The organism is Mycetohabitans sp. B2 (assembly GCF_021733735.1).
In the GTDB taxonomy this organism is placed as follows: domain Bacteria; phylum Pseudomonadota; class Gammaproteobacteria; order Burkholderiales; family Burkholderiaceae; genus Mycetohabitans; species Mycetohabitans rhizoxinica.
In genome coordinates this window covers 53,228-74,595 of sequence record NZ_JAHKSP010000014.1, presented here as the reverse complement: position 1 = coordinate 74,595, position 21,368 = coordinate 53,228, and the positions used below count along the sequence as shown (strand labels likewise).

The 21,368-nt window shown below is 64.0% G+C and carries 20 protein-coding genes, 1 other RNA gene and 1 riboswitch; of the genes, 9 read left to right on the top strand and 12 right to left on the bottom strand.

From position 1 onward, the window contains the following. Nucleotides 1-55 precede the first annotated feature (55 nt). Together KPG66_RS02390 and KPG66_RS02385 are read right to left on the bottom strand one after the other, a co-directional pair. Complete coding sequence (locus tag KPG66_RS02390; RefSeq protein WP_232509324.1) at nt 56-1,078, bottom strand: FecCD family ABC transporter permease; 1,023 nt, start codon at nt 1,076-1,078, stop codon at nt 56-58. A gap of 17 nt (nt 1,079-1,095) precedes the next feature. Continuing rightward, on the bottom strand, nt 1,096-3,123 hold the full coding sequence (locus KPG66_RS02385; protein ID WP_041754054.1) for a TonB-dependent receptor plug domain-containing protein: 2,028 nt from the start codon (nt 3,121-3,123) through the stop codon (nt 1,096-1,098). 91 nt (nt 3,124-3,214) lie between these two features. Then, nucleotides 3,215-3,470, bottom strand: a riboswitch (cobalamin riboswitch). A gap of 119 nt (nt 3,471-3,589) precedes the next feature. Here KPG66_RS02385 and KPG66_RS02380 point away from each other — a divergent pair. From KPG66_RS02380 to KPG66_RS02360, 5 genes are all read left to right on the top strand, one after another. Further along, complete coding sequence (locus tag KPG66_RS02380) at nt 3,590-3,940, top strand: ATPase (protein WP_013434359.1); 351 nt, start codon at nt 3,590-3,592, stop codon at nt 3,938-3,940. After that, entirely contained in the window at nt 3,937-4,257 is a 321-nt protein-coding gene (locus tag KPG66_RS02375; protein ID WP_013434358.1) for a cell division protein ZapA, read from the top strand. Before KPG66_RS02380 ends, KPG66_RS02375 begins: the two co-directional genes overlap by 4 nt. Nucleotides 4,258-4,325: 68 nt before the next feature. Beyond that, nucleotides 4,326-4,507: non-coding RNA, 6S RNA (gene ssrS / locus KPG66_RS02370), on the top strand. A 61-nt stretch (nt 4,508-4,568) separates the two neighbouring features. Beyond that, a complete protein-coding gene (locus tag KPG66_RS02365) occupies nt 4,569-5,036 on the top strand; it encodes an EVE domain-containing protein (protein WP_237069906.1) in 468 nt (155 codons plus the stop codon). A 182-nt stretch (nt 5,037-5,218) separates the two neighbouring features. Then, nucleotides 5,219-5,983, top strand: a complete 765-nt coding sequence (locus KPG66_RS02360; protein WP_237069905.1) for an SIMPL domain-containing protein — start codon at nt 5,219-5,221, stop codon at nt 5,981-5,983. Between the two features lie 108 nt (nt 5,984-6,091). On the opposite strand, the gene lgt is transcribed toward KPG66_RS02360, so the two are convergent. Both lgt and KPG66_RS02350 read right to left on the bottom strand, forming a co-directional pair. Next, the gene (gene lgt / locus KPG66_RS02355; RefSeq protein WP_013434355.1) at nt 6,092-7,003 is read right to left on the bottom strand and encodes a prolipoprotein diacylglyceryl transferase; all 912 of its coding nucleotides are present in this window, start codon (nt 7,001-7,003) and stop codon (nt 6,092-6,094) included. Between the two features lie 26 nt (nt 7,004-7,029). Continuing rightward, nucleotides 7,030-7,950: a LysR family transcriptional regulator gene (locus KPG66_RS02350; RefSeq protein WP_013434354.1), complete on the bottom strand. Its 921-nt coding sequence runs from the start codon at nt 7,948-7,950 to the stop codon at nt 7,030-7,032. Between the two features lie 117 nt (nt 7,951-8,067). Here KPG66_RS02350 and ilvD point away from each other — a divergent pair, with 117 nt between their 5' ends. After that, entirely contained in the window at nt 8,068-9,741 is a 1,674-nt protein-coding gene (ilvD, locus tag KPG66_RS02345) for a dihydroxy-acid dehydratase (RefSeq protein ID WP_237069904.1), read from the top strand. 193 nt (nt 9,742-9,934) lie between these two features. Here ilvD and KPG66_RS02340 read toward each other — a convergent pair whose 3' ends face one another. Both KPG66_RS02340 and KPG66_RS02335 read right to left on the bottom strand, forming a co-directional pair. Continuing rightward, on the bottom strand, nt 9,935-10,351 hold the full coding sequence (locus tag KPG66_RS02340) for a DNA polymerase III subunit chi (RefSeq protein WP_013434351.1): 417 nt from the start codon (nt 10,349-10,351) through the stop codon (nt 9,935-9,937). Nucleotides 10,352-10,406: 55 nt separating this feature from the next. Next, on the bottom strand, nt 10,407-11,924 hold the full coding sequence (locus KPG66_RS02335) for a leucyl aminopeptidase (protein WP_237069903.1): 1,518 nt from the start codon (nt 11,922-11,924) through the stop codon (nt 10,407-10,409). Between the two features lie 220 nt (nt 11,925-12,144). On the opposite strand from KPG66_RS02335, the gene lptF reads away from it, so the two are divergent. The 3 genes from lptF to KPG66_RS02320 all read left to right on the top strand — a co-directional run bounded on the left by lptF (nt 12,145) and on the right by KPG66_RS02320 (nt 14,863). Next, nucleotides 12,145-13,242 carry an LPS export ABC transporter permease LptF gene (lptF, locus tag KPG66_RS02330; protein WP_013434349.1) on the top strand — a complete coding sequence of 366 codons (1,098 nt, stop codon included), beginning with the start codon at nt 12,145-12,147 and terminating at the stop codon, nt 13,240-13,242. A gap of 3 nt (nt 13,243-13,245) precedes the next feature. Next, on the top strand, nt 13,246-14,394 hold the full coding sequence (gene lptG / locus KPG66_RS02325) for an LPS export ABC transporter permease LptG (protein WP_237069902.1): 1,149 nt from the start codon (nt 13,246-13,248) through the stop codon (nt 14,392-14,394). 70 nt (nt 14,395-14,464) lie between these two features. Beyond that, nucleotides 14,465-14,863 (top strand): sirohydrochlorin chelatase, encoded by a 399-nt coding sequence (locus KPG66_RS02320; protein WP_237069901.1) that lies wholly within the window; start codon nt 14,465-14,467, stop codon nt 14,861-14,863. A gap of 141 nt (nt 14,864-15,004) precedes the next feature. Here KPG66_RS02320 and cobA read toward each other — a convergent pair whose 3' ends face one another. From cobA to KPG66_RS02290, 6 genes are read right to left on the bottom strand one after another with little or no spacing between them, the layout of a single operon-like run. Next, nucleotides 15,005-15,808, bottom strand: a complete 804-nt coding sequence (gene cobA / locus KPG66_RS02315) for a uroporphyrinogen-III C-methyltransferase (RefSeq protein WP_083813420.1) — start codon at nt 15,806-15,808, stop codon at nt 15,005-15,007. A gap of 45 nt (nt 15,809-15,853) precedes the next feature. After that, complete coding sequence (locus tag KPG66_RS02310; protein WP_237069900.1) at nt 15,854-17,170, bottom strand: sulfate adenylyltransferase subunit 1; 1,317 nt, start codon at nt 17,168-17,170, stop codon at nt 15,854-15,856. Nucleotides 17,171-17,216: 46 nt separating this feature from the next. Further along, nucleotides 17,217-18,179, bottom strand: coding sequence for a sulfate adenylyltransferase subunit CysD (gene cysD, locus KPG66_RS02305; protein ID WP_237069899.1), 963 nt, complete (start codon nt 18,177-18,179; stop codon nt 17,217-17,219). A 26-nt stretch (nt 18,180-18,205) separates the two neighbouring features. Beyond that, nucleotides 18,206-18,970: a phosphoadenylyl-sulfate reductase gene (locus KPG66_RS02300; protein ID WP_013434343.1), complete on the bottom strand. Its 765-nt coding sequence runs from the start codon at nt 18,968-18,970 to the stop codon at nt 18,206-18,208. Continuing rightward, nucleotides 18,967-19,536, bottom strand: coding sequence for a DUF934 domain-containing protein (locus KPG66_RS02295; RefSeq protein WP_272907016.1), 570 nt, complete (start codon nt 19,534-19,536; stop codon nt 18,967-18,969). The genes KPG66_RS02300 and KPG66_RS02295 overlap by 4 nt, the downstream gene beginning before the upstream one ends. 8 nt (nt 19,537-19,544) lie before the next feature. Further along, nucleotides 19,545-21,227, bottom strand: coding sequence for a nitrite/sulfite reductase (locus tag KPG66_RS02290; RefSeq protein WP_237069898.1), 1,683 nt, complete (start codon nt 21,225-21,227; stop codon nt 19,545-19,547). Nucleotides 21,228-21,368: the final 141 nt, after the last annotated feature.

The following is a 21,368-nucleotide window of genomic DNA, read 5'->3' as shown; positions in this document are numbered from 1 at the left end:
GTCAGTGCCTGTACGCTCAACGGCGCCGACCCCGGCCCCGACCCGCCCGCCCGATTCATCGTCTGCGCCCCAACAACATCCAGAGGAACAGCGGCACGCCGACCAACGCGGTCACCACGCCCACCGGCAATTGCGCCGGCGCGAAGGCACTGCGCGCGACCAGGTCCGCGCCCATCACGGCAGCGCCGCCGCCGAGCATCGACGCGGGCACCAGCATACGCTGGTCGTTGCCCCACGCCAGCCGCACCAAATGCGGCACCACCAGACCGACAAAGCCAAGCGTGCCGGCCGTGGTAACGGCCGCCGCCGCAGCCAACGACGCCATCACATAAACGCGCGCGCGCAACGCCACGACCGGCACGCCCAGCGCCTGCGCAAACTGATCGCCGCGGGCCAGCGCATTGAGTTGGCGCGTGGCCGGCACGCACGAGGCGACCAGCATCGCCAGCACGGCCAGCGCGAACCACGGCATGCCAGTGCCGTTCAAATCGCCTTGCAGCCAGAACACAATGCCGCGCAATGCGCGCTCGGGGCTGAACGTCATCATTAAAGCGGTGGCCGCACTGAAGCCCGCGGCCACGATGACGCCGGTCAGCAGCAGCCGCGGCGAGGCGTCGCGCGGCTCACCCAGCCACAACGCGCGGCGCGCAAGGCCGAACACGATGCCCATCGACGCCAGCGAGCCGGCGAACGCGGCCACCTGCGTGCCCCACCACGGCACGCCCAGCAACATCGCGGCCACCGCGAATGCCGCCGCGCCGCCCGATACGCCAAGCACGTACGGATCGGCAAGCGGATTACGCAACAGCACCTGCAGCAACGCGCCGGCCAGCGACAGCAGCGCGCCGCAGGCAAAGCCCGCGAGCGCGCGCGGCAGCCGCAGCGTGCGCACAATATCCGCGTCAAAGCCGGGGTTGCCGGCCAATGCGGCAAGCACGCGCGCTGGCGCAATCCGCACGCTGCCCGTGGCAAGCGAGATCACCAGCAGCAAGCCGGCGGCGGCGGCCAGCGCGAGCCAAATCGCCGCCGCGCGGCGCGGCGACATCGGGCGGGCGCTGCCGCTAGACCCCGCGCTCATGGTTCGCGCGCCCCGCGCTATTGCTGCTGCCAACCAAGCGTGAGATACGCGCCACGCTTTGGCGTGTTGTACGTATAGAGCGTCTCATAATCCTTATCGAACAGGTTCTCGACGCGCGCCGCGACATACCACGATTTAGTGATATTGTATCGGGCACTCAGATTGACCACGCCATATCCGCCCAGCGGCTGGCCGTTGTCGTGGCGCGCGCCAGTCAACAGCCATTGCCCGCCGACCCGCCAACCGTCGAAGCTATGGTTCGCCGACACGGTGGCAAAGCGACGTGGCCGCCGCGTCAAATCCCGGTCCGAAACCTCGTCGACGGGATTCTGGAACGTGAAGCTGGCGCGCACGTCGGTACGGCCCATCTGCCCCGCCCATGAGGCCTCGATACCTTGGACTTTTGCCCGGCCCACATTCTGCGCAACATACCGCCCATGGTCCGCAAGCGCGTACTGGATTAGATTCCGATAGCGGGTCTGGAACGCGGTGACGCGCGCCACGCCAAACACCGGCGACGCATATTGCAACGCCGCTTCGAGCGAATGCGCCTGCTCTGGTTTCAAGCTCGGGTCACCGGAAAAGGGAAAATACAGGTCGTTGAAGGTCGGTGCGCGAAATGCATCGGAATAGTTGACAATGGTCTTCCAGTGATCGGTGAATCGGTAGCCATAGCCGATGAAGTAGCTGTTGGCGCCGCCGAAATCCGAATACTGATCGCGCCGCAGGTTCAGTTGCACCTCGTTGCGGCCCAGCTCGCCGTTATAGCCGACGTAGCCGGAATTCACGCGCCGCGCGGGCGTGGTGAAGTCCGACGCGTCCAGGTCCTGATTGACGTGCTGGTAGCCGAACACCAGCTTGTGGCCGGCGGCGATGGCATAGTCGTTCTGCCAATCCAGTTGGTAATTCATCGTGTCGTAGCGGCTAGTCTGCCGCCCGTTCACGAGGATCTGCGAGCGGTCGGTGCCCTGCGCGACGCTCAGATGCGTGCTCCAACGCTCGGTCAGGCCGCCATTAACAAATACGGAGACTTGCCCGACGCGATCTCGCTCTTCGTTCAAGTTGGTTGGCATGCCGAACGGATTGTCGAAACTGGTCTTTGAGAATGATTGAAAGTAGCGGATACCCGCGTCCCAGCCCGCGCTGAAGCGGTGCTTCAACGACGCACTCACGCTCTCGTTGAACGTGCCGTTCGCATTCGGATTCACCGAGGCCCGGTTCGGATCAATCGAAGAAAAACCATCGGTCTTCATGCGCGACGCATCGACACTGAGCGTTGTCACGCCGGCCACGTCGAGCGCCCCGTTCACACCCACATGCTGGCGCTGCGTGTGATAGCTGCCATACTCACCATCCAGCGTGAAGCGCGGCGGATCATTGCCACCGTCACGCGTGAATACCTGCACGACGCCGCCAATCGCACTCGATCCGTACAGCGCCGACACGTTGCCGTTGACGACCTCGACGCGCTCGACCTGATCCATTGGAATCTGAGCGATTTGCGTCGCGCCTAGCGCCGCGGAGTCCACGCGCACGCCGTCGATCATCACCAATGTCTGCGCGATCGGCGCGCCGCGCATGAACAGCCCCGCCGCCTGGCCCGCGCCGCCGTTGCGGGTAATCTGCACACCCGGCGCGAATTGCAGCAGCCCGGCTAGATCCGTCGCGCTGCTGTCCTCGATGGCACGCCGGTCGAACAGCGTCGTTTGCGGCAGCGCGTCCGGCAACGCCTGCGCATTGCGCGCGGCGCTCACCACAATCGGCACCAGCGCGCCGTGCCGCGCCGCGTCATCACCGGCGCAAGACCGGGCTTCGGTTGCCGGGGCACCGGTGCTCACAGCAGTGCCGGCATTCGCCGCAGTGTCGGCATCCTTCGCTGGATCGACGTGGGCCGCCATGCCGGAGCGCGTGGCAGAGCCAAGCTCACTGTCTGCGCCCGCACCTGTCCGGCGGTCATCGTCGATAGTCTGGACAAGCTGCGCCGTGGCGACGTGCGGCAAGCTGGCGAACGCGAGCAGCGCTGCCGCTGCAATAGGCGTACGCATAATATTTTCCTTGTTGTGCGACTGCGCGACGCCCGTCCCCCGCGGGCCACGCGCTACCATGAAGCGCGGCGCGGCAATCCACCGCCACACCATGCGCTTCGCGCTCTCGGCCGGTATCCGGGCTGGCGACGCATCGGCCCGGCCTTCCCACGCTCTACGCGCAGTGGCACGCACCGCCGCACGCTAACGCGTGCGGCGGTGGGCGGTTCGATGTGCAAAAAAAGCGGGTCGCTTACCGTTGCGGGGACAGCACAGGTTGGCCAGTTCGTGGCGAACTTCGCTCCCTGTTTCCCGTTTAACCCCGCGCGTGAACCGTGCGCATGGGCACCGAAAGTGCCGCAAGTGTAGGTAGCACCATGCAGGGCGTCAATGGCTGAAACACGCCACTGTTACGTCTGGATACGAGCTAGGGCATCGAGCGCCACCAGAACCGCGCTAAAATGCCGGTTCTGCAGAGGACGCAACGATGCTCACCGAACTTGAAAATTTGTCCCAGAACATCGGTCGACTGGTCGAGATCAGCGACCGGAACCGTCAAGCGCGGCTAGCCGTCGAACAGCAACTCGAGGCCGCACGTGCGCAACGCGACGCACTGCGGGCACAACTCGAACAGGCGCAGCGCGAACGCGACGCGCTGCGCATCGAACGTGACACGTTGTCCGCGAAGATTGACGATGCCCAGGTCCGCTTGAACGCGATCCTGGAAAAACTGCCGCACCCGCGACTGCCGGATCCCCCGCTCGATGTGCAGCCATCGCAAGCCAGTGACATACCGTCGCCCGCGCCCGGAAACGATCGCCAAGGAGAAACCGCATGACGACGAAACAGATCGAAGTGTCGATTCTCGGCCAATCATATCGGCTCGCTACCTCGCCCGAAAACGAGCCCGCGCTGCGCGAGGCGGCCGAGCGCGTGGACCGAGAAATGAACAAGGTCCGCGCCGCGAGCAGCGTGCGCGGCCATGACCGAATCGCGGTGATGGCCGCCCTGTCGATCGCCTCTGAACTACTGCAATTGCAAAAGAGCGTGCGGCACGGTGAGGCATTCCCCGCGGAGGAAATCCAGCGTACAATGCGTCAAATGAATGATCAGCTCGCGGCAGTCATCCGCCAGCATGATTTGACGCAAGCATAGGCCGCGCCACGTTGCGTAGCTTGTGCAGACCGCGGTTCACGAGCGATACGGCTTATACGTTCTTTTTGGCTTCCCTGCCTGGTTCGCCAAGGTCATAGACTCCTTGAACCAATGCCATGTGCACGGTTGCGGAAATTTGCAGCATGGGCGTGCGCGTCACTCTGTCTGACGTACCCGAAGTGCTGCTAACTGCGACCAATTCTGAACCTTAGGTTCAGGATGCCGGCCTAGCGGCCAAGGCGGGGACCTTATTCGGCGGCATCGAACTTTGTGGTTCGATGCCGTTTTTCATTCGAGCGTCCCCCACGGCGATGCACTACTGGCTGATGAAGTCCGAACCCGACGAAGCGAGCATCGACGATCTTGCCGCGTCTCCTACCCGCACATTGCCGTGGACCGGCGTGCGCAACTACCAGGCGCGTAATTTCATGCGCGACGGCATGCAGCCCGGCGACGGCGTGCTGTTCTATCACAGCAGTTGTGCCGAACCGGGCATCGCGGGCCTGGCCGAAGTTGCGTCGGGCCCGTATCCGGACCCGACACAATTCGATGCCGCCAGTCCTTACTATGATCCCAAGTCGCGTCGTGACGCACCACGTTGGCTACTGGTCGATGTGCGCTTCGTCAAGAAGCTGCGACTGATTCCGCTGAGCGAGTTGCGCACGCACGCGGCACTGGCCGACATGCAGGTGCTGGCGCGCGGCAACCGTCTGTCGATTACGCCAGTTACGCCCGATCAATGGCGCTATATCACCGACACGCTGGCTAAGGCCAGATAGCGAGATCGCGAGGCACCACACCCGCTCAAAACCGGCGCAGTGCGACCCCGCCTTTGTTTCGTGGAACTTCGCATCGCGCACGCTCAACTCATAGCGCACGATCCGCCGCACGCATTGCCTAATAGGACACAGTCCGCCGCATGGGCTGCGACGGAGCCGACAACCTCGTTGGGAGTCTAAGAATGATCAATCAATCCATACCCTCGCGGCGCCTCGCGCGTCGTGTGCGCGGCATCGTGGCTGCATGCGCGCTTGTGAGTGTTCCGCTGACGCTGAGCTTAGCGCCCGGCGCCGCGCTTGCGCAGGCCGCGCCAGTGGTACAGCCATCCGGCGTGCTGTCGCTGAGCGTCGAGCAAAGCATCGACGTGCAAGAGGACGTCGTGCGCATCACACTGTTCTATGAGCAAGAGGGCCAGGATGCTGCCGCCCTGACCCGGGCACTGAACAAGCGCGCCGACGATGCGCTGCGGCAGGCGCGCCGCGACAGCAACGTGACCGTGCAAACCGGCGCCTTCACGATCTATCCGTCGACTAACCGCGACGGCAAGATCGCCACCTGGCGCGGTCGAACCGAGATCGTGCTCGAATCGTGCGACTTCGGTGCCGCGTCGCGGCTCGCGGGCCAGTTGAGCAATACGATGCAAGTGGATAATGTGGCGTTCTCGTTATCACCGCAGGCGCGCCGCGACGCGGAAACCAAGCTGACCTCGGGTGCCATTGCGGCGTTCCGCGACCAGGCGCAAGCCGCCGCGCAAGCGTTCGGCTATGGCGGCTACACGATCCGGGAAGTGCGCATCAACCGGGGCGCCGGCGGTGGCCCGCGACCGTTCATGATGATGGCCGCGCCCGCGAGAGCCGAAGCGAAGGCCACAGCGCCGCTGCCGATCGAGGCGGGCAAGCGCACGGTGACGGTCGACGTATCCGGCTCGATCCAGATGACGCGCTGAGGCTGACGTATCATCGCCGGCCGGCCCGCTGCCCGCCCCCGCCCCTGCCCTCGCCGCGCACGCGTGTCGTGGCGCCGGCACCCGGGCGTGTGCGGTGCGCAGCGTGCGTCAGCCGGCCGAGTCCGCTGAGCGGGCACTGAGCAAACGCGCATCCCGCTTGTAGGACCAGACGAGCAACAGTGCGCCGACAACGACCATCGGCAGGGAAAGCCACTGCCCCATCGATAAGTTGAACGCGAGCAATCCGAGAAAGTCGTCTGGCTCGCGCGCGAACTCGACCGTGAAGCGCGCCATGCCATAGCCGAGCAGGAAGAGCGCCGAGGCGGCGCCGATCGGACGCGGCTTGCGCGTGAAGCACCAGAGCACAACGAACAGCACACCGCCCTCCAGCGCGACCTCATAAAGCTGTGACGGATGGCGCGGCAGCATAGGGTAGCGCTGGAACACTTCCAGCAAGTGCCATTGCGCGGCTTGCAGCGGATGCGACGCGAGCCACCCCAGATCTTCATTGACCGCGCCGGGAAATCCCATCGCCCACGGGGCATCCGGTGCCGTAACACGCCCCCACAGTTCGCCGTTGATGAAATTGCCAAACCGACCGGCTGCCAACCCCGTCGGCACCATCGGCGCGACGAAATCGGTGACCTGCAGCCACGTGCGGTTGCGTTGGTACGCGAACACGGCCATCGCGAGCGTCACGCCGAGAAAGCCACCGTGGAACGACATCCCCCCCTCCCAAACCTTGAAGATGTCAAGCGGATGGGCCAGATAGAAGTCGGCTTTGTAAAACAGCACGTAGCCGAGGCGGCCACCGAAGATCGTGCCTAGCACGCCATAGAACAGCATGTCGTCGATGTCGCGCAACGTCCAGCCTTGCGCCGCGACATGCGGCAGGCGCAGCCGCAACCGGCCGACAACGATCGCCGCGATGAACGCGACCAGGTACATCAACCCGTACCAGCGCACCGCGAGCGGACCGAGGTGGATCGCGACGGGGTCGAAATTCGGATGAATCAGCACGATAGGAATCTGAGATCAGTGGGAGGTCAAGGGATCGATAGCGCATGCGCGCGCACGACGTCGATGAAGCCCGCCAGTACCGGGCTGACATCGCCCGTGCGCCATACCAGGCCCGTTTCGACGACCGGCAGCGCACCGCGCAGCGCTCGGTAGACGACGCCCGTGCGCCGCAAGTTGTGAAGCGATTGCGGCACCAGCGCAACGCCCATGCCGGCCGACACAAGGCTGACGATCGTCTGCATTTGGATCGCTTCCTGGCCGATCCGCGGCACGACGCCCGCAGCCTTGTAGCAGCCCATTATGATGTCATAAAACGCGGGCGCCAAACGCCGCGGGAAAATCACCAGCGGCACGTCGGCGAACTGCGCCAACTCGATTTCCGCCTGGTCGTGCGCCGTGTCCAGCGCCTGGGCCAGGTCGCACGACATGGCGACGATCAATGGCTCACGCGCGATCGGCAGATACGACAGCGCGGCCGCATGACGGGGCGGAATCGGTGGGATCACAATGCCCGCGTCGATACGTCCGGCCACCAGTTCGTCAATCTGCACGTCACTGGTCGCCTCGAGCAACTGAAGCCTGACGCGCGGAAAACGTTCGCCGAATTGCCGCAACAGGCCGGGCAGCAGCCCATAGTCGGCGCTCGACACGAACGCCAGCGCAAGCACCCCGGTCTCGCCCTGCGCCAGACTGCGCGCGAGCGGCGCCAACGCATCGGCGGCGGCCAGCACCCGCCGCACTTCGGGCAGCAGCGCGGCACCCACCGGGGTCAACTCGACCGAGCGTTTGGTGCGCTCGAACAGACGCACGCCGAGTGCGTCCTCCAGCAAGCGAATCGCCTGCGACAGCGGCGGCTGGGTCATCGCGAGCCGGGCCGCCGCCCGGCTGAAGTGCTGTTCCTCGGCCAGCGTGACAAAGTAGCGCAATTGGCGCAAATCGAAGGACATACGCGAAGGCAGAGTGGAAACTGATACATTTTACGACTTTATTAGCTTCAAATAATATATTGGACATTTGATTCGCGACGCTGCATGCTGTCACGCAAAGCTATAGGAGGTGCCCCCATGCCGTACAACCGTCGTTCAAAGAACATCACTCAAGGCGTCGCCCGTGCGCCAAACCGCTCGATGTATTACGCGCTCGGCTATAAGAAGGAAGATTTTGACAAGCCGATGATCGGCATCGCCAACGCGCATTCAACGATCACGCCGTGCAACGCGGGACTGCAACGGCTCGCCGACGCGGCAGTCGGCGCGATCCAGGACGCCGGCGCCAATGCGCAGACGTTCGGCACGCCGACGATCTCGGACGGCATGTCGATGGGCACGGAAGGCATGAAGTACTCACTGGTGTCGCGCGAAGTGATCTCCGATGCCATCGAGACCTGCGTGCAGGGGCAGTGGATGGACGGTGTGGTGGTCATCGGCGGCTGCGACAAGAACATGCCGGGTGGCATGATGGCGCTGGCCCGGATGAACGTGCCAGGCATCTATGTCTACGGCGGCACGATCCGTCCGGGTCACTGGAAAGGCAAGGATTTGACGATCGTGTCATCGTTCGAAGCGGTCGGCGAGTTCACCGCGGGACGCATGACGCAAGAGGAATTTGACGGGGTCGAGCGCAACGCCTGTCCGAGCACCGGCTCGTGCGGTGGCATGTACACCGCGAACACGATGAGTTCGTCGTTCGAGGCGCTGGGCATGTCACTGCTGTACTCGTCGACGATGGCCAATCCGGACGACGAGAAGGTCGCGTCCGCTGCCGAATCGGCGCGCGTGCTCGTCGAAGCGGTGAAAAACGACTTGAAGCCGCGCGACATCATCACGCGCCAATCGATCGAAAACGCCGTATCGCTGATCATGGCGACCGGCGGCTCGACGAACGCGGTGCTGCACTATCTGGCCATCGCGCACGCCGCCGAGGTCGAGTGGACGATCGATGACTTCGAGCGCATCCGCAAGCGCGTGCCGGTGCTCTGCAATCTGAAGCCGTCCGGCCAATACGTGGCGACCGACCTGCATCGTGCCGGCGGCGTTCCGCAAGTGCTGAAGATCTTGCTGGACGCCGGCCTGCTACACGGCGACTGCATGACGATCACCGGCAAGACGATCGCCGACGAACTGAAGGACGTGCCGAGCCAGCCCCGCGCGGACCAGCAGGTGATCTTCCCGATCGACAAGGCGCTGTATAGCGAGGGGCATCTGGCGATCCTGAAAGGTAATCTGGCCGAGTCCGGCGCGGTCGCGAAGATCACCGGCCTGAAAAACCCCGTCATCACGGGGCCGGCCCGCGTGTTCGATGACGAGCAAAGTGCGCTCGAGGCGATTCTGGCGGACCGGATTAAGGCCGGTGACGTAATGGTGCTGCGCTATCTCGGCCCCAAGGGTGGGCCCGGCATGCCGGAAATGCTCGCGCCGACCTCCGCCATCATCGGCAAGGGGCTGGGCGAATCGGTCGGGCTCATCACCGACGGACGCTTCTCCGGCGGCACTTGGGGTATGGTGGTCGGCCACGTAGCGCCGGAAGCCTTCGCGGGCGGCACAATTGCGCTGGTACAGGAAGGTGACTCGATCACGATCGACGCGCACCAGCTCCTGCTGCAATTAAACGTCGACGAGGCCGAACTGGCGCGTCGCCGCGCCGCATGGACTCCGCCCAAGCCACGTTATACCCGCGGCGTGCTGGCCAAGTATGCCGAGCTCGCGCGCCCGGCCGACAAAGGCGCGGTCACCGGCTGAACCGCGCAGCGCAGGTTCCGGCGGCCTCGCGCCGGGACCCGTATCCTCACGTCACACCACCGACCACAATAAAACGGGGAATGACGAAAGCGCTGATCGGCATCCCGCGCATTGGACCGCTTCCAGCGTTGCTGCGCGTTGCGCTGCCCGTGTCATGTCATCGCGCGGGCGCATGCGGCGCACAATGCGTGCGTCACTCGCCTTGCTTGTACATGTTCAACGTGTAGCCGCGGTCCCGATAGAAACGGTACCGTTCGCGCCCAGCCGCGAGCCCGTGCTCGTCATTGCCGATAACCTCGAGCAACCGTTCGAAGCGCGCGAATTGCGGCGGCACCGCGCTGCCTAAGTTGAGCAAAATTGCGTAGTGCGGCGCCTGATCCAGATCAGTGGTCAGCACCACCGGCGTCTCGCCGGCCAGCGCCGAGTCGGCCATGCAATGCGGGATGAAGTCCAGCGGCGAGAACGTCCACAGCCGCTCGTCGAAGGCGCGCAGCACGGCGGGCTCGCCCAGCACGACGAGCGGCTGCGCGGCCTGGTAGGCTTTGCGCGCCAGCCGGCACGCATAGCTCAGTGGATCCGCGACGTGGGTGTGAAAGTCCACACGGGTCATCGACAGCCCAACCCTCGCTGGTTCATGGATGCGGCGCGGTGTGCTTCGGCGAGCATCACTTCGCGCGATCGATCAAAAATTGCGTGAGCAGCGGCACGGGGCGGCCCGTTGCGCCCTTTGCGCTGCCGCTCTTCCACGCGGTGCCGGCGATGTCCAGGTGCGCCCACGGGTAGGCCTGCGCAAAACGCGCGAGAAAGCACGCGGCCGTTACGCTGCCGGCTGGCCGCCCACCAATGTTGGCCATGTCCGCGAAATTCGACTTCAACTGCTCCTGGTATTCGTCGTCCAGCGGCAACCGCCACGCGGGATCCGACGCGTGACGGCCGGCCGCGAGCAACGCATCGGCCAACGCGTCATCCTTCGAGAACAAGCCGCTATTATGGTGTCCCAGCGCGATCACGCAGGCGCCCGTCAGCGTCGCGATGTCAATCACGGCAGCCGGCTTAAAGCGCTCCGCGTACGTGAGCGCATCGCACAGGATTAGCCGTCCCTCGGCGTCGGTGTTCAGGATCTCGATCGTCTGGCCGGACAGGCTGGTCACGATGTCGCCCGGCTTGTTCGCACTGCCGCTGGGCATGTTCTCGCACGTCGGGATTAGGCCGACGACGTTCAGCTTCAGCCCCATCTCGGCGATCGCGCGGAACGTGCCGAGCACCGAGCCGGCGCCGCACATGTCGTATTTCATCTCGTCCATGCCTTCACCCGGCTTGATCGAGATGCCGCCCGAGTCGAATGTGATGCCCTTGCCGACCAGCACCACCGGCGCCTGCTTCGCCCCAGCGCCATGGTGCTGCAGCACGATGAACTGCGGCGGCTGCGCCGAGCCCTTGGCGACCGACAGAAACGCGCCCATCTTCAGCGCCTCGATCCGCTTCTGGCCCAGCACCTCAACCTTTAGCTTCCAGTCCTTCGCCAGTTGTTTCGCGACACCGGCCAGGTACGTTGGCGTGCAAATATTGCTGGGCAGGTTGCCCAGTTCACGGGTCAAATCCATGCCATTAGCGATCGCCACGCCCTGCTTCAACGCGACGCGCGCCGCCTTCTCGTGTGCCGGGTCCACCACCACGACCATCTTCTTCACTGCGCCGCCATGGGCCGCGTCGGTCGCCGACTTGGACTTAGTCTGCGTGTATTGATAGGTCAGCTCGCGCAGCGTCAACGCGCTCACACGCGCGCTCCAGCTGGCCTCGCGGTCGTTGACCGCCACCTGCGCGAGCGCCCATGTCACGCTCACCGCGCGCGTGGCCAACACTGCACGCCACGCCGCGCGCGCCGCATCGGTGAACGTCTTCGGGCCCAGCGCGTCCTGCTTGCCTAGGCTCACTAGCAACACGCGCGACGCGCCAATGCCGGCCACTGCATGCAGCATCAGCGTCGAGCCGGCCTTGCCATCCAGGTCACCGCTCTTGACCAGGCGGCTGACCAGCCCCTGGGTCGCGGCATCAAGCTTTTGTGCGGCGCCGGACAGCGTCCGCGCATCGAATACGCCGACCACGATGCAATCCGACTTTGCGTTCAGCAACGCGCTGTCCGCGGCTTTGTTCCAATCACAAGCTTTTGTGCTAAAGTCCATCGCGCTCGTCCTTGGCTAGAATCCTGGGCTGTTAGTCAAACCAAGCCGCAATTATCCGCTATTTTTCCTGCCGCGGCGTGGCTGGCGCCGGATCTCCTCCTTCGATGGACCGGTCCACGTGCGTCACGCGCGTGCAAACGCCCGTCGTGGACGGGCGGTGAATCCCGACTCGCCATCGTGGTCCAAGCCGGCAGCCGGGACACGAACATGATGTGACCAGATGATTCTTGAACGCTCCTTGCAGCGCGAACTCGCCTATACGGCCGGCGCGGTTTTCCTCGTGCTGCTCACCCTCGTGCTGACGACGATGATGATCCGCATCGTCGGCTTTGCCGCCTCGGGCCAGATCGATCCCCGCGATGTCGTCGTGCTGATCGGCTTGACGATGATCAGCTATGTGGCGGTGATGCTGATTGCGACGCTGTTCGTGTCAATCCTGTTCGTGCTCACGCGCTGGTACCGCGACTCCGAGATGGTGGTCTGGCTTTCGTGCGGCGTGAGCCTGACCCGGCTGATCAAGCCGATCGCCACGTTTGCCGCGCCGATCGTCGTGCTGATCGCCTTTTTTGCCTTCGTCGGCTGGCCGTGGGCGAACGAGCAAAGCAAGCTGATCCGCGAGCGCTTTCAGCAGCGCGACGAGGTGTCGCTGCTCGCGCCCGGCCAATTTCGCGAATCCGCCGCGAACCATCGGGTGTTCTTCATCGAGAAGATGAGTCCCGATCAAGGACGCGTCGAAAACGTATTTGTGACGAGCACGGAAAACGGCAAAGTCAACGTCGTTGTCTCCAAGACCGGCCATACGGAAATCCACCCGAATGGCGACCGCTTCGTCGTGTTGGAGAACGGACGCCGCTACGATGGCGAGCCGGGCAAACCCGATTTCCGCATCATGGAATTCGCGCGCTACGGGGTGAAGATCCAAAGCCGACAACTGGTGAACCGGCCGACGACCACTAGCCTGCCGACGGCCACGCTGCTGCGCGAGCCCAACCCTACCCATCTGGCCGAGTTCGCGTGGCGGGCCGGCCTGCCGTTGACTGCGCTGAACCTGATGCTGCTGGCCATTCCACTCGCGTACCAGAACCCGCGGCGCGGCCGCACAATCAATCTGGTGCTCGCAGTGCTTATCTACCTAACGTATTCGAACCTGATGAACCTGGTTCAGGCCTGGATCGAGCAAGGCAAGGTCGCGTTCGTGCCCGGGCTGCTGGGACTGCACGTGATCGTCTCGGCAATCGTCGTCTTCGTATTCTGGTTGCGCGTGCGCAACCGTCCGCTGCTGCGGCGCCCGGCGCTGCGCGCGGCATCCGGAGGCTGAACGATGCGCCTCTACGAAAGGTACCTTGCCAAGCAGGTCTACCTAACCTTTGCATTCATCCTGTTCGCGTTCTCAGGGTTGTTTTTCTTCTTCGACCTGATCAGCGAACTGAACGCCGTCGGGCACGGCAACTACAAGTTCAGCTATGCGGTGCTGCGCGTGATGCTGCAGACGCCGTCGCGGTTCTACGAGATCATCCCGGTCGCCGCACTGATCAGCGCCATCTACGTGTTCGCGCAGATGGCGGCCAGTTCCGAGTTCACGATTTTTCGCGTCTCAGGGCTGTCCACGCATCGCGCGCTCGGCTCATTGCTGAAAATCGGCGTGCCGATCGTCGTGCTGACCTTCGTGATCGGCGAAATCATCGGCCCCTACACCGACCAGTTGTCCGAGCGCGTGCGCCTAGAGGCGCTCGGCTCGTCGGTATCAAGCAATTTCCAATCGGGCGTGTGGGTCAAGGATACAGTGCCGGGCAATGGCGCCACCGCACAGGTCACGCGGTTCGTGAACGTGGGAGAACTGAAGCCGGACGCGACCATTTCGAACGTGCGGATCTATGAATTCGATTCACAATTCCGTCTTGCGGACGTGCGCACGGCGCAGAGCGGCCGCTACATGCGGCCGGGCCAGTGGCTGCTCAAGGGCGTGACGGAAACGCAGCTGCATGATGTGGCGCCAGCCGCCGCGACAGCCAAGGACGTGCTCAATCCCGTGTATAAGTCCGCGCAGGTCTCGATGCCGGAGTACCCGATGCGCTCCGAGCTGACCCCGCAGATCCTGTCGGTGTTGCTGGTCGCGCCGGACCGGATGTCGATGACCAACCTGTTTTCGTACGTGCAGCATTTGCGCGAGAATCACCAGGATGCGCAACGCTATGTGATTGCGCTGTGGCGCAAGGTGCTCTATCCGTTCGCCGTATTGGTAATGCTGGTGCTGTCGCTGCCGTTTGCCTACCTGCATACGCGTGCGGGCGTCGTCGGCGTCAAGGTGTTCGGCGGCATCATGCTTGGCATGAGCTTCCAGTTGTTCAACACGCTGTTCTCGCACATCGGCACACTCAACACCTGGCCCGCGCCGTTGACCGCCGCAACACCCGGCCTGATCTATCTTGCGTTGGGAGTATTCGCGCTGCGCTGGGCCGATCGCCACTGACGCCCGCGCCGGTGTCATCTCGATAGCATCATCGTGCCGGCGCGGTACGTGATCGACTAAGAGTATCGTCATGTCAGCATCAAGTAGCGGATTAATTTTGCTCGGCCACGGCGCACGCGATTCGCGCTGGGCCGAGCCGTTCGAGCGGGTCGCGTCGCTAGTGAGGGCACGCCGCCGCGCGCAGCAGGACGAGGGCCCGGTGTCACTCGCATTCTTGGAACTGATGCAACCGTCGCTTCAGGCCGCGATTGCAGCGCAGGTCGCTCGCGGATGCGACCGGATCGTCATTGTGCCGGTGTTGATGGGCCAGGGCGGCCACGTGCGACGCGACTTGCCGCCGTTGCTCAATCAGGCTCGCCTCACCCATCCGCACGTGCGGATCGATTGCGCGTCGTCCATCGGCGAGGACGAAGCGGTGTTGCTCGCGATCGCGGCATGCTGCGAGCGCGCCCTGCACGAATCCCGCTAACCCTAACCACTACGCGACGTAGCACCGCGCAAGCACGTACCACCGGTGAAGCGTGCAACGAGTGAAGCGTCACCGCGCCGGTGCGGCGGTGCGCGAACAGCGGCAAGCTCATGCCGGGCATGATGCCGCCGAACACGCGGCTCATGCGGCGAATTGCAGCACCGGCAGTGGCAGTGCCGGCGGTGTGACCGGCCGTGCCTGCGATGCGGTATCGATGACGCCGCCTGTACCGAAGGCCTCGCGCGGCGCAAACGCGTCGCCAATCATCAGCAGGCTCGGCTGGGAAGGGTCGAACCAAGGCTGCGCGCGGCCGTGCGCCATCTCGCCAAGCGTCAATGTCAGCGTACGCTCACGTTCGGTGGTCGCCGCCTCGACGATCGTCACCGGCGTGCACGGCGAACGGCCGGCATCGATCAGTTGCCGCGCAATCGTCGCGGCACTGTCGCGTCCCATGTAGTAGACCAGCGAATCCGCATTGACGCGCTCGCGGATCTCGTCGGACCCGGGCGCCCGGCTGTGCGTGGCGAATGCGACGCTGCGCGCGACACCGCGCAGCGTCAATGACCGGCGCAACGTCGCCGCGCTGGCCAGTGCAGCAGTGATACCGGGCACGATCTCGTAGTCGATGCCAGCTGCCTCCAGCGCACGGATTTCTTCGTCGGCGCGGCCAAACAGCATCGGGTCGCCGCCCTTGAGCCGCACGACCCGTGCGTATTCGCGCGCCGCATCGATGAGCTGCTTGTTGATGAAATGCTGTGCACTCGAGCGCTGGCCGCACCGCTTACCGACCGCGATCTTACGGGCCTGCGGCGCGTGCTCGAGCATGCCCGGCTCGACCAGTGCATCATGCAGCACCACATCGGCGATGCCCAGCATGCGTGCGCCGCGCACCGTGATGAGATCCGACGCACCGGGTCCCGCACCGATCAAGTACACTTTACCCATCATCGCTCCTGTCCGTTCGCGATCACCGGATCACAATAGGATACATCACGCCGAATAGGCACGGATCATGCCAGCAGCGACCGTCTGGTGGGTCGCCTCGTCGATCAGCACGAACGCCCCGGTACCTGGATGACTATCGTACGTATCCACGACTACCGGCTTTTGCAGCGTCAGGGACACCGTGCCGATATCGTTCATTGCCAATGCATCCCGCCCAGTGGCATGCGACAACGTATGCACGTCGAGCACCCGCTCGATCGCACTGACGCGTGCAAACACGGTCGCGCTCGTCTGCTTGAGCAGGTACTTGCGTTGCAGCGACAACGGCGCGTCGTCGAACCAGCACAGGTCCGCCTGCAGCTTGCGGGCCGGCGTCGGGACATCGTCCGCGGCCACCAGCGTATCGCCACGTGATACGTCGATATCCTCGGCCAGACACACCGTCACGCATTGGCCAGCAAACGCCCGGTCAACCGAGGCGGTGCCACCTGACACCGGCACGATGATCTGCACCACGCTCGCCCGGCGCTGGGCCGGCAACACGGCCACGGTCTGCCCGACCTCGATCTCGCCGGATTCTACGCGCCCCATGTAGCCGCGAAAATCGTCCGCCTGCGCGCCGTCCTGCCGCGCGACCCACTGCACCGGCAGACGCAGCGCCGCGTTCACCTGCTGGTCCACCGGCAGCGACTCCAGCATATCCAATAGCGGCTCGCCGGCATACCACGGCATGCGCTCGCTCGCGGCGACAACGTTGTCGCCCTTGAGCGCCGAAACCGGCACAAAGCGCACGTTGGCCAGGCCCAACTGCGCGGCCAGCTCAACGTACGCATCGCGAATCTGATTGAAGCGTGCCTCGCTAAACTCGATTAGATCCATCTTGTTGACCGCGACGATCACGTGCGGCAAGCCCAGCAACTTGACGATCGCGCTATGGCGCTTGGTCTGCGGCAGCAGCTGCGTGTGCGCCGCATCGTTCACACTCACCCGCGTCGCGTCTACCAGGATGATCGCCGCGTGTGCGGTTGACGCACCCGTCACCATGTTGCGCGTGTATTGTTCATGCCCCGGCGTGTCCGCGATGATGAACTTGCGCTTGACAGTGGCAAAGTACCGGTATGCCACATCGATCGTGATCCCCTGCTCACGCTCGGCCTCCAGTCCATCGGTCAACAGCGACAGGTCGATGTCCTCACCGACGGCGCGCTTGTTCTTCGCGCGCGACAGGGCCGACAACTGGTCGGACAACACGGCCTTGCTGTCATACAGCAAGCGCCCGATCAGCGTGCTCTTGCCGTCATCGACACTGCCGGCGGTGATGAAACGCAGTACGCCGAGGTCTTCGGTCTGGTTCAGGCTCATGGTGTTTTACGTCAATTCGTATCGGGTCAGGGGACCAGTCAGGCACTCAAAAATATCCTTGCTTCTTGCGCTGCTCCATCGCCGCCTCGCAGGTTTGGTCATCCATTCGGGTCGCGCCGCGTTCGGTGATCTGCGTCACCGCGGTCTCGGCAATGATCTTTTCGACCGTGTCCGCGTCACTGGCGACGGGGCAGGTGCAACTGATGTCGCCGACGGTGCGAAATCGCACCCGCAAGGACTCGCTGGTTTCTCCGTCGCGCTTGGGCGTGAGCGGTGTGACCGGCACCAGCAGAGCGTTGCGGCGAACGATCTCGCGCTCGTGCGCATAGTAGATCGACGGCAATTCGAGGTTTTCACGCGCGATGTACTGCCACACGTCAAGTTCGGTCCAATTCGAGATCGGGAACACACGCAGGTGCTCGCCCGGATGCAGGCGCGTGTTGAACAAGCGCCACAGCTCCGGCCGTTGCGCTTTCGGGTCCCATTGGCCGAACTCGTCCCGGAACGAGAAAATCCGCTCCTTTGCCCGAGCCTTCTCTTCGTCGCGGCGCGCGCCGCCGATCATCGCGTCGTAGCGGTGTGCGTCAATCGTCTCCAGCAACGTCACCGCCTGCGCGGCGTTGCGCGAATCGGTTTCGTGCCGCAGCCGCACCGTGCCGCGCCGGATCGAGTCCTCGACGTGGCCCACGACCAGTTGCGCGCCGATCTGCGCGGCCCGGCGGTCCCGGAACTCAATGACCTCGGGGTAGTTATGCCCCGTGTCGATATGCACCAGCGGAAAAGGCAACTGCGTGCGGCGCCCGGGGCCGAGGCCGAAGGCCTTGAGTGCGAGATGCAGCACGACGACCGAATCCTTGCCGCCGGAGAACAGCAGCGCCGGCCTTGCGCATTCGGCCACTAACTCGCGCAGAATATGGATCGATTCCGCCTCGAGCCAATCCAGGTGGTCTAGGCGTGTGGCCGTGTTGTGGCGCGGGGTGATGTCCGTCGGTTCGAGCAACGTGCTCATAGTCGTCCTCAATGCTTCGATTCGGTTCAAGCTCGGGCTGGCGCGCCCGGATGCAGCCCACACTCCTTCGAGTCGCGGCTTTCCCACCACCAGCGTCCGGCGCGACGATCCTCGCCGGCGCGGATCGCGCGCGTGCACGGCTCGCAGCCGATGCTTGGGTAACCGCGCGCATGCAATGGATTGACCGGCACGTCGTACGCCTTCAGATAGGCCCAAACGTCGGCCTCGGTCCAGTCGGCGAGCGGGTTGTACTTTGCGATGCCGCGTGCCCCATCCTGCTCTCGTTCAGGCAGTTGCGCACGGGTGACCGATTGCTCACGCCGCTGCCCGGTCACCCACGCTTGCGCGCCAGCCAGCGCGTGATTTAATGGCTCGACCTTGCGGATCTCGCAACACCGCTTGCGCAGCTCGATGCTGTCGTAAAACGCATTCAGCCCATGCTCGCTGATATACGCGTCGACCGCCCCCTGCTGCGGATGCCATTGTTCGATGACGTAGCCATAACGCTGCCGGACCTGCTCGATCATGCTGACCGTTTCGGCATGCAGCCGGCCCGTATTCAGCGAGAAAATGATAATCGGCAGGTTGCGCGACAGAATCGCATGGGTCAGTAGCATGTCCTCGGCGGCCAGGCTACTGGCAAACTTCACACACGTGTGGCTCGCCGCAATCGTGGCGAGCAGCGCATCGAGCCTCTCGATGCGCTGCTCGCGCTGCGGCGTGAGCGACTCGGCGTGTACGAGCGGATCGCTCGGCGCCGCACGCCCGAACGTGACGACGGTTTCGCTCATGGCTGGCCCACCGCGCTCGCGTGGCTGACCGCCGCGGCTTGCGCGCGGCGCCGGAATAACGGGCGCGGCTCGTCGAACGCGCCCTGATAGCGTACGCTCAGCTCGTCGAACGCCTTCAACGCGTCATGGATATCCTTGTCCGCACGCACCGCAAACGCATCGAAGCCGCAGCGTGACAGGTACAGCAGTTGATCGCGCAACACATCGCCGATCGCCCGCAACTGCCCCTTCCAGCCATAGCGCTCGCGCAACAGCCGCCCGATGCTATAGCCCCGCCCGTCACGGAACACCGGAAAATCCACGGCGACCAGCGCAATGTGTTCTAGGTCGTCGGCCAACTCGGCCGGCTCGCTGTCCGGCGCGAGCCACACGCCGCGCTGCGACTTGTCGCGTGCGGCGAGCAACGCGTCACGCTCGGCTTGCCAGTAGGGCAGCGGCACGATAACGCGGCCCGCCGGCAATGACCGGACGACCGGCAGCGAGCCGTCCTGCGCGACACGCACGACGCTCCAGTCGTCGTCCACGACCTGGCGTTGTCGGATGATTTTTTCAATGGCTTGAGTCATCTTCCACCTCACGCATGCGCCGGTTGACGCGCCGCGTACACCCGTTGCTTGAACGGCGCCATGCCGATCCGCTTATACGTATCGATGAAACGTTCGTCCTCGACACGATGCTCGACGAACGTATCGATCACCTTGGTGATGACCTCTGGCACCTCGTCGGCGGCGAACGACGGCCCGATCACCCGGCCCAGTGCCGATGCGTTGCCCTGCTCACCGCCAAGCGAGACCTGGTACCACTCGGAGCCATCCTTGTCCACGCCCAGAATGCCGATATTGCCGACGTGATGGTGGCCGCACGAGTTCATGCAGCCGGAGATGTTCAACGACAGCTCGCCCAGGTCGTACACGTAATCCAGATCGTCGAAGCGCTGCTGGATTGCCTGCGCGATCGGGATCGACTTCGCGTTGGCCAGCGAGCAGAAATCACCGCCCGGACAGGCAATGATGTCGGTAAGCAACCCGACGTTCGGCGCGCCGCAGCCGACTTCGCGGGCCTTTTCCCATAGCGTGTACAAATCGCGCTGCTTCACGTTCGCAAGGATCAGGTTTTGCTCGTGCGATACGCGCAGCTGACCGAAGCTGTACACATCGGCCCAATCGGCGAGCGCTTCCATCTGCGTATCGGTCACGTCGCCCGGCGGCTGATAATTCCACATGGCGCCAGGCTTCAACGACAACGTCACCGCGGCATAGCCCGGCACGCGATGGGGGGACACATTGCGCTCGACCCAGCGTGCGAATGCCCGGTTCTCCAGTAAGTGCTGTTCGAACGACGCGTCGGTATCGGACAGCTTTTCATACGGGGGCGGCGCGAAATGCTGCGCGACGCGCTGCACCTCGTCGCGGGTCAGCGTCGACGGGCCGTCCTTTAAGTGCTGCCACTCCTGCTCCACCTGCTGCGAAAACTTGTCTTTGCCGAGCGCCTTAACTAGGATCTTGATCCGAGCCTTGAACAAATTATCGCGACGGCCGAACCGGTTATACACCCGCAGCACGGCCTCGCAATACGTCAGCAGGTGCTGCCACGGCAGATCTTCCTTGATGATCGAGCCCAGAATTGGCGTGCGGCCCATGCCGCCACCCACCAACACGCTGCACATCACCTCGCCATCAGCATCGCGCTTCAGATAAACGCCTAGGTCGTGCAACTGCACAGCGGCACGATCCTGCGTCGCGCCGGCAACGGCGATCTTGAACTTGCGCGGCAGCCACGCAAATTCGGGATGGAATGTGGACCATTGGCGCAGCAACTCTGCCCATGGCCGCGGATCGACGATCTCGTCCGGCGCGACGCCGGCGAACTGGTCAGCGGTGATGTTACGGATGCAGTTGCCCGAGGTCTGGATCGCGTGCATCTGCACCGACGCGAGCTTGCGCAGGATCTCCGGCGTTTCCTCCAGTTTGATCCAGTTGAACTGCATGTTCGAGCGCGTCGAGAAATGGCCGTAGCCGCGATCGTGCTCGCGTGCAATGCGCGCCAGCATCCGCAGCTGGTCGCTGCGCAGGTTGCCGTACGGAACCGCAATACGATGCATATAGGCGTGCCGCTGCATGTACAACCCGTTTTGCAGTCGCAGCGGGCGGAATTCTTCCTCAGTCAGTTCTCCAGACAAACGCCGGCGGACTTGATCGGCATACTGCCGGACACGCTCGTCGACGCTTGTCTGGTCGTACTGATCGTATTGATACATGGGGGCCCCAGTCTTTCATGTGCGTTGCGCGCCGACGGTGCACTGCGCCGGTCCACCCTTTCTGGGACCCCCTGCGCGCCGCCGTCCCGTTCGAATAATCCGCCATTTGCAAAGCACAAAAACAGATATCGATATTGGGAA

Coding starts and splice junctions, on each gene's coding strand:
- KPG66_RS02385 (WP_041754054.1), bottom strand. CDS start 3,123: ATGCGTACGCCTATTGCAGCGGCAGCGCTGCTCGCGTTCGCCAGCTTG.
- KPG66_RS02375 (WP_013434358.1), top strand. CDS start 3,937: ATGACGACGAAACAGATCGAAGTGTCGATTCTCGGCCAATCATATCGG.
- lptF (WP_013434349.1), top strand. CDS start 12,145: ATGATTCTTGAACGCTCCTTGCAGCGCGAACTCGCCTATACGGCCGGC.
- KPG66_RS02380 (WP_013434359.1), top strand. CDS start 3,590: ATGCTCACCGAACTTGAAAATTTGTCCCAGAACATCGGTCGACTGGTC.
- lptG (WP_237069902.1), top strand. CDS start 13,246: ATGCGCCTCTACGAAAGGTACCTTGCCAAGCAGGTCTACCTAACCTTT.
- KPG66_RS02390 (WP_232509324.1), bottom strand. CDS start 1,078: ATGAGCGCGGGGTCTAGCGGCAGCGCCCGCCCGATGTCGCCGCGCCGC.
- cysD (WP_237069899.1), bottom strand. CDS start 18,179: ATGAGCACGTTGCTCGAACCGACGGACATCACCCCGCGCCACAACACG.
- KPG66_RS02340 (WP_013434351.1), bottom strand. CDS start 10,351: ATGACCCGTGTGGACTTTCACACCCACGTCGCGGATCCACTGAGCTAT.
- ilvD (WP_237069904.1), top strand. CDS start 8,068: ATGCCGTACAACCGTCGTTCAAAGAACATCACTCAAGGCGTCGCCCGT.
- KPG66_RS02320 (WP_237069901.1), top strand. CDS start 14,465: ATGTCAGCATCAAGTAGCGGATTAATTTTGCTCGGCCACGGCGCACGC.
- cobA (WP_083813420.1), bottom strand. CDS start 15,808: ATGGGTAAAGTGTACTTGATCGGTGCGGGACCCGGTGCGTCGGATCTC.
- KPG66_RS02360 (WP_237069905.1), top strand. CDS start 5,219: ATGATCAATCAATCCATACCCTCGCGGCGCCTCGCGCGTCGTGTGCGC.
- KPG66_RS02300 (WP_013434343.1), bottom strand. CDS start 18,970: ATGAGCGAAACCGTCGTCACGTTCGGGCGTGCGGCGCCGAGCGATCCG.
- KPG66_RS02290 (WP_237069898.1), bottom strand. CDS start 21,227: ATGTATCAATACGATCAGTACGACCAGACAAGCGTCGACGAGCGTGTC.
- KPG66_RS02350 (WP_013434354.1), bottom strand. CDS start 7,950: ATGTCCTTCGATTTGCGCCAATTGCGCTACTTTGTCACGCTGGCCGAG.
- KPG66_RS02295 (WP_272907016.1), bottom strand. CDS start 19,536: ATGACTCAAGCCATTGAAAAAATCATCCGACAACGCCAGGTCGTGGAC.
- KPG66_RS02335 (WP_237069903.1), bottom strand. CDS start 11,924: ATGGACTTTAGCACAAAAGCTTGTGATTGGAACAAAGCCGCGGACAGC.
- KPG66_RS02365 (WP_237069906.1), top strand. CDS start 4,569: ATGCACTACTGGCTGATGAAGTCCGAACCCGACGAAGCGAGCATCGAC.
- KPG66_RS02310 (WP_237069900.1), bottom strand. CDS start 17,170: ATGAGCCTGAACCAGACCGAAGACCTCGGCGTACTGCGTTTCATCACC.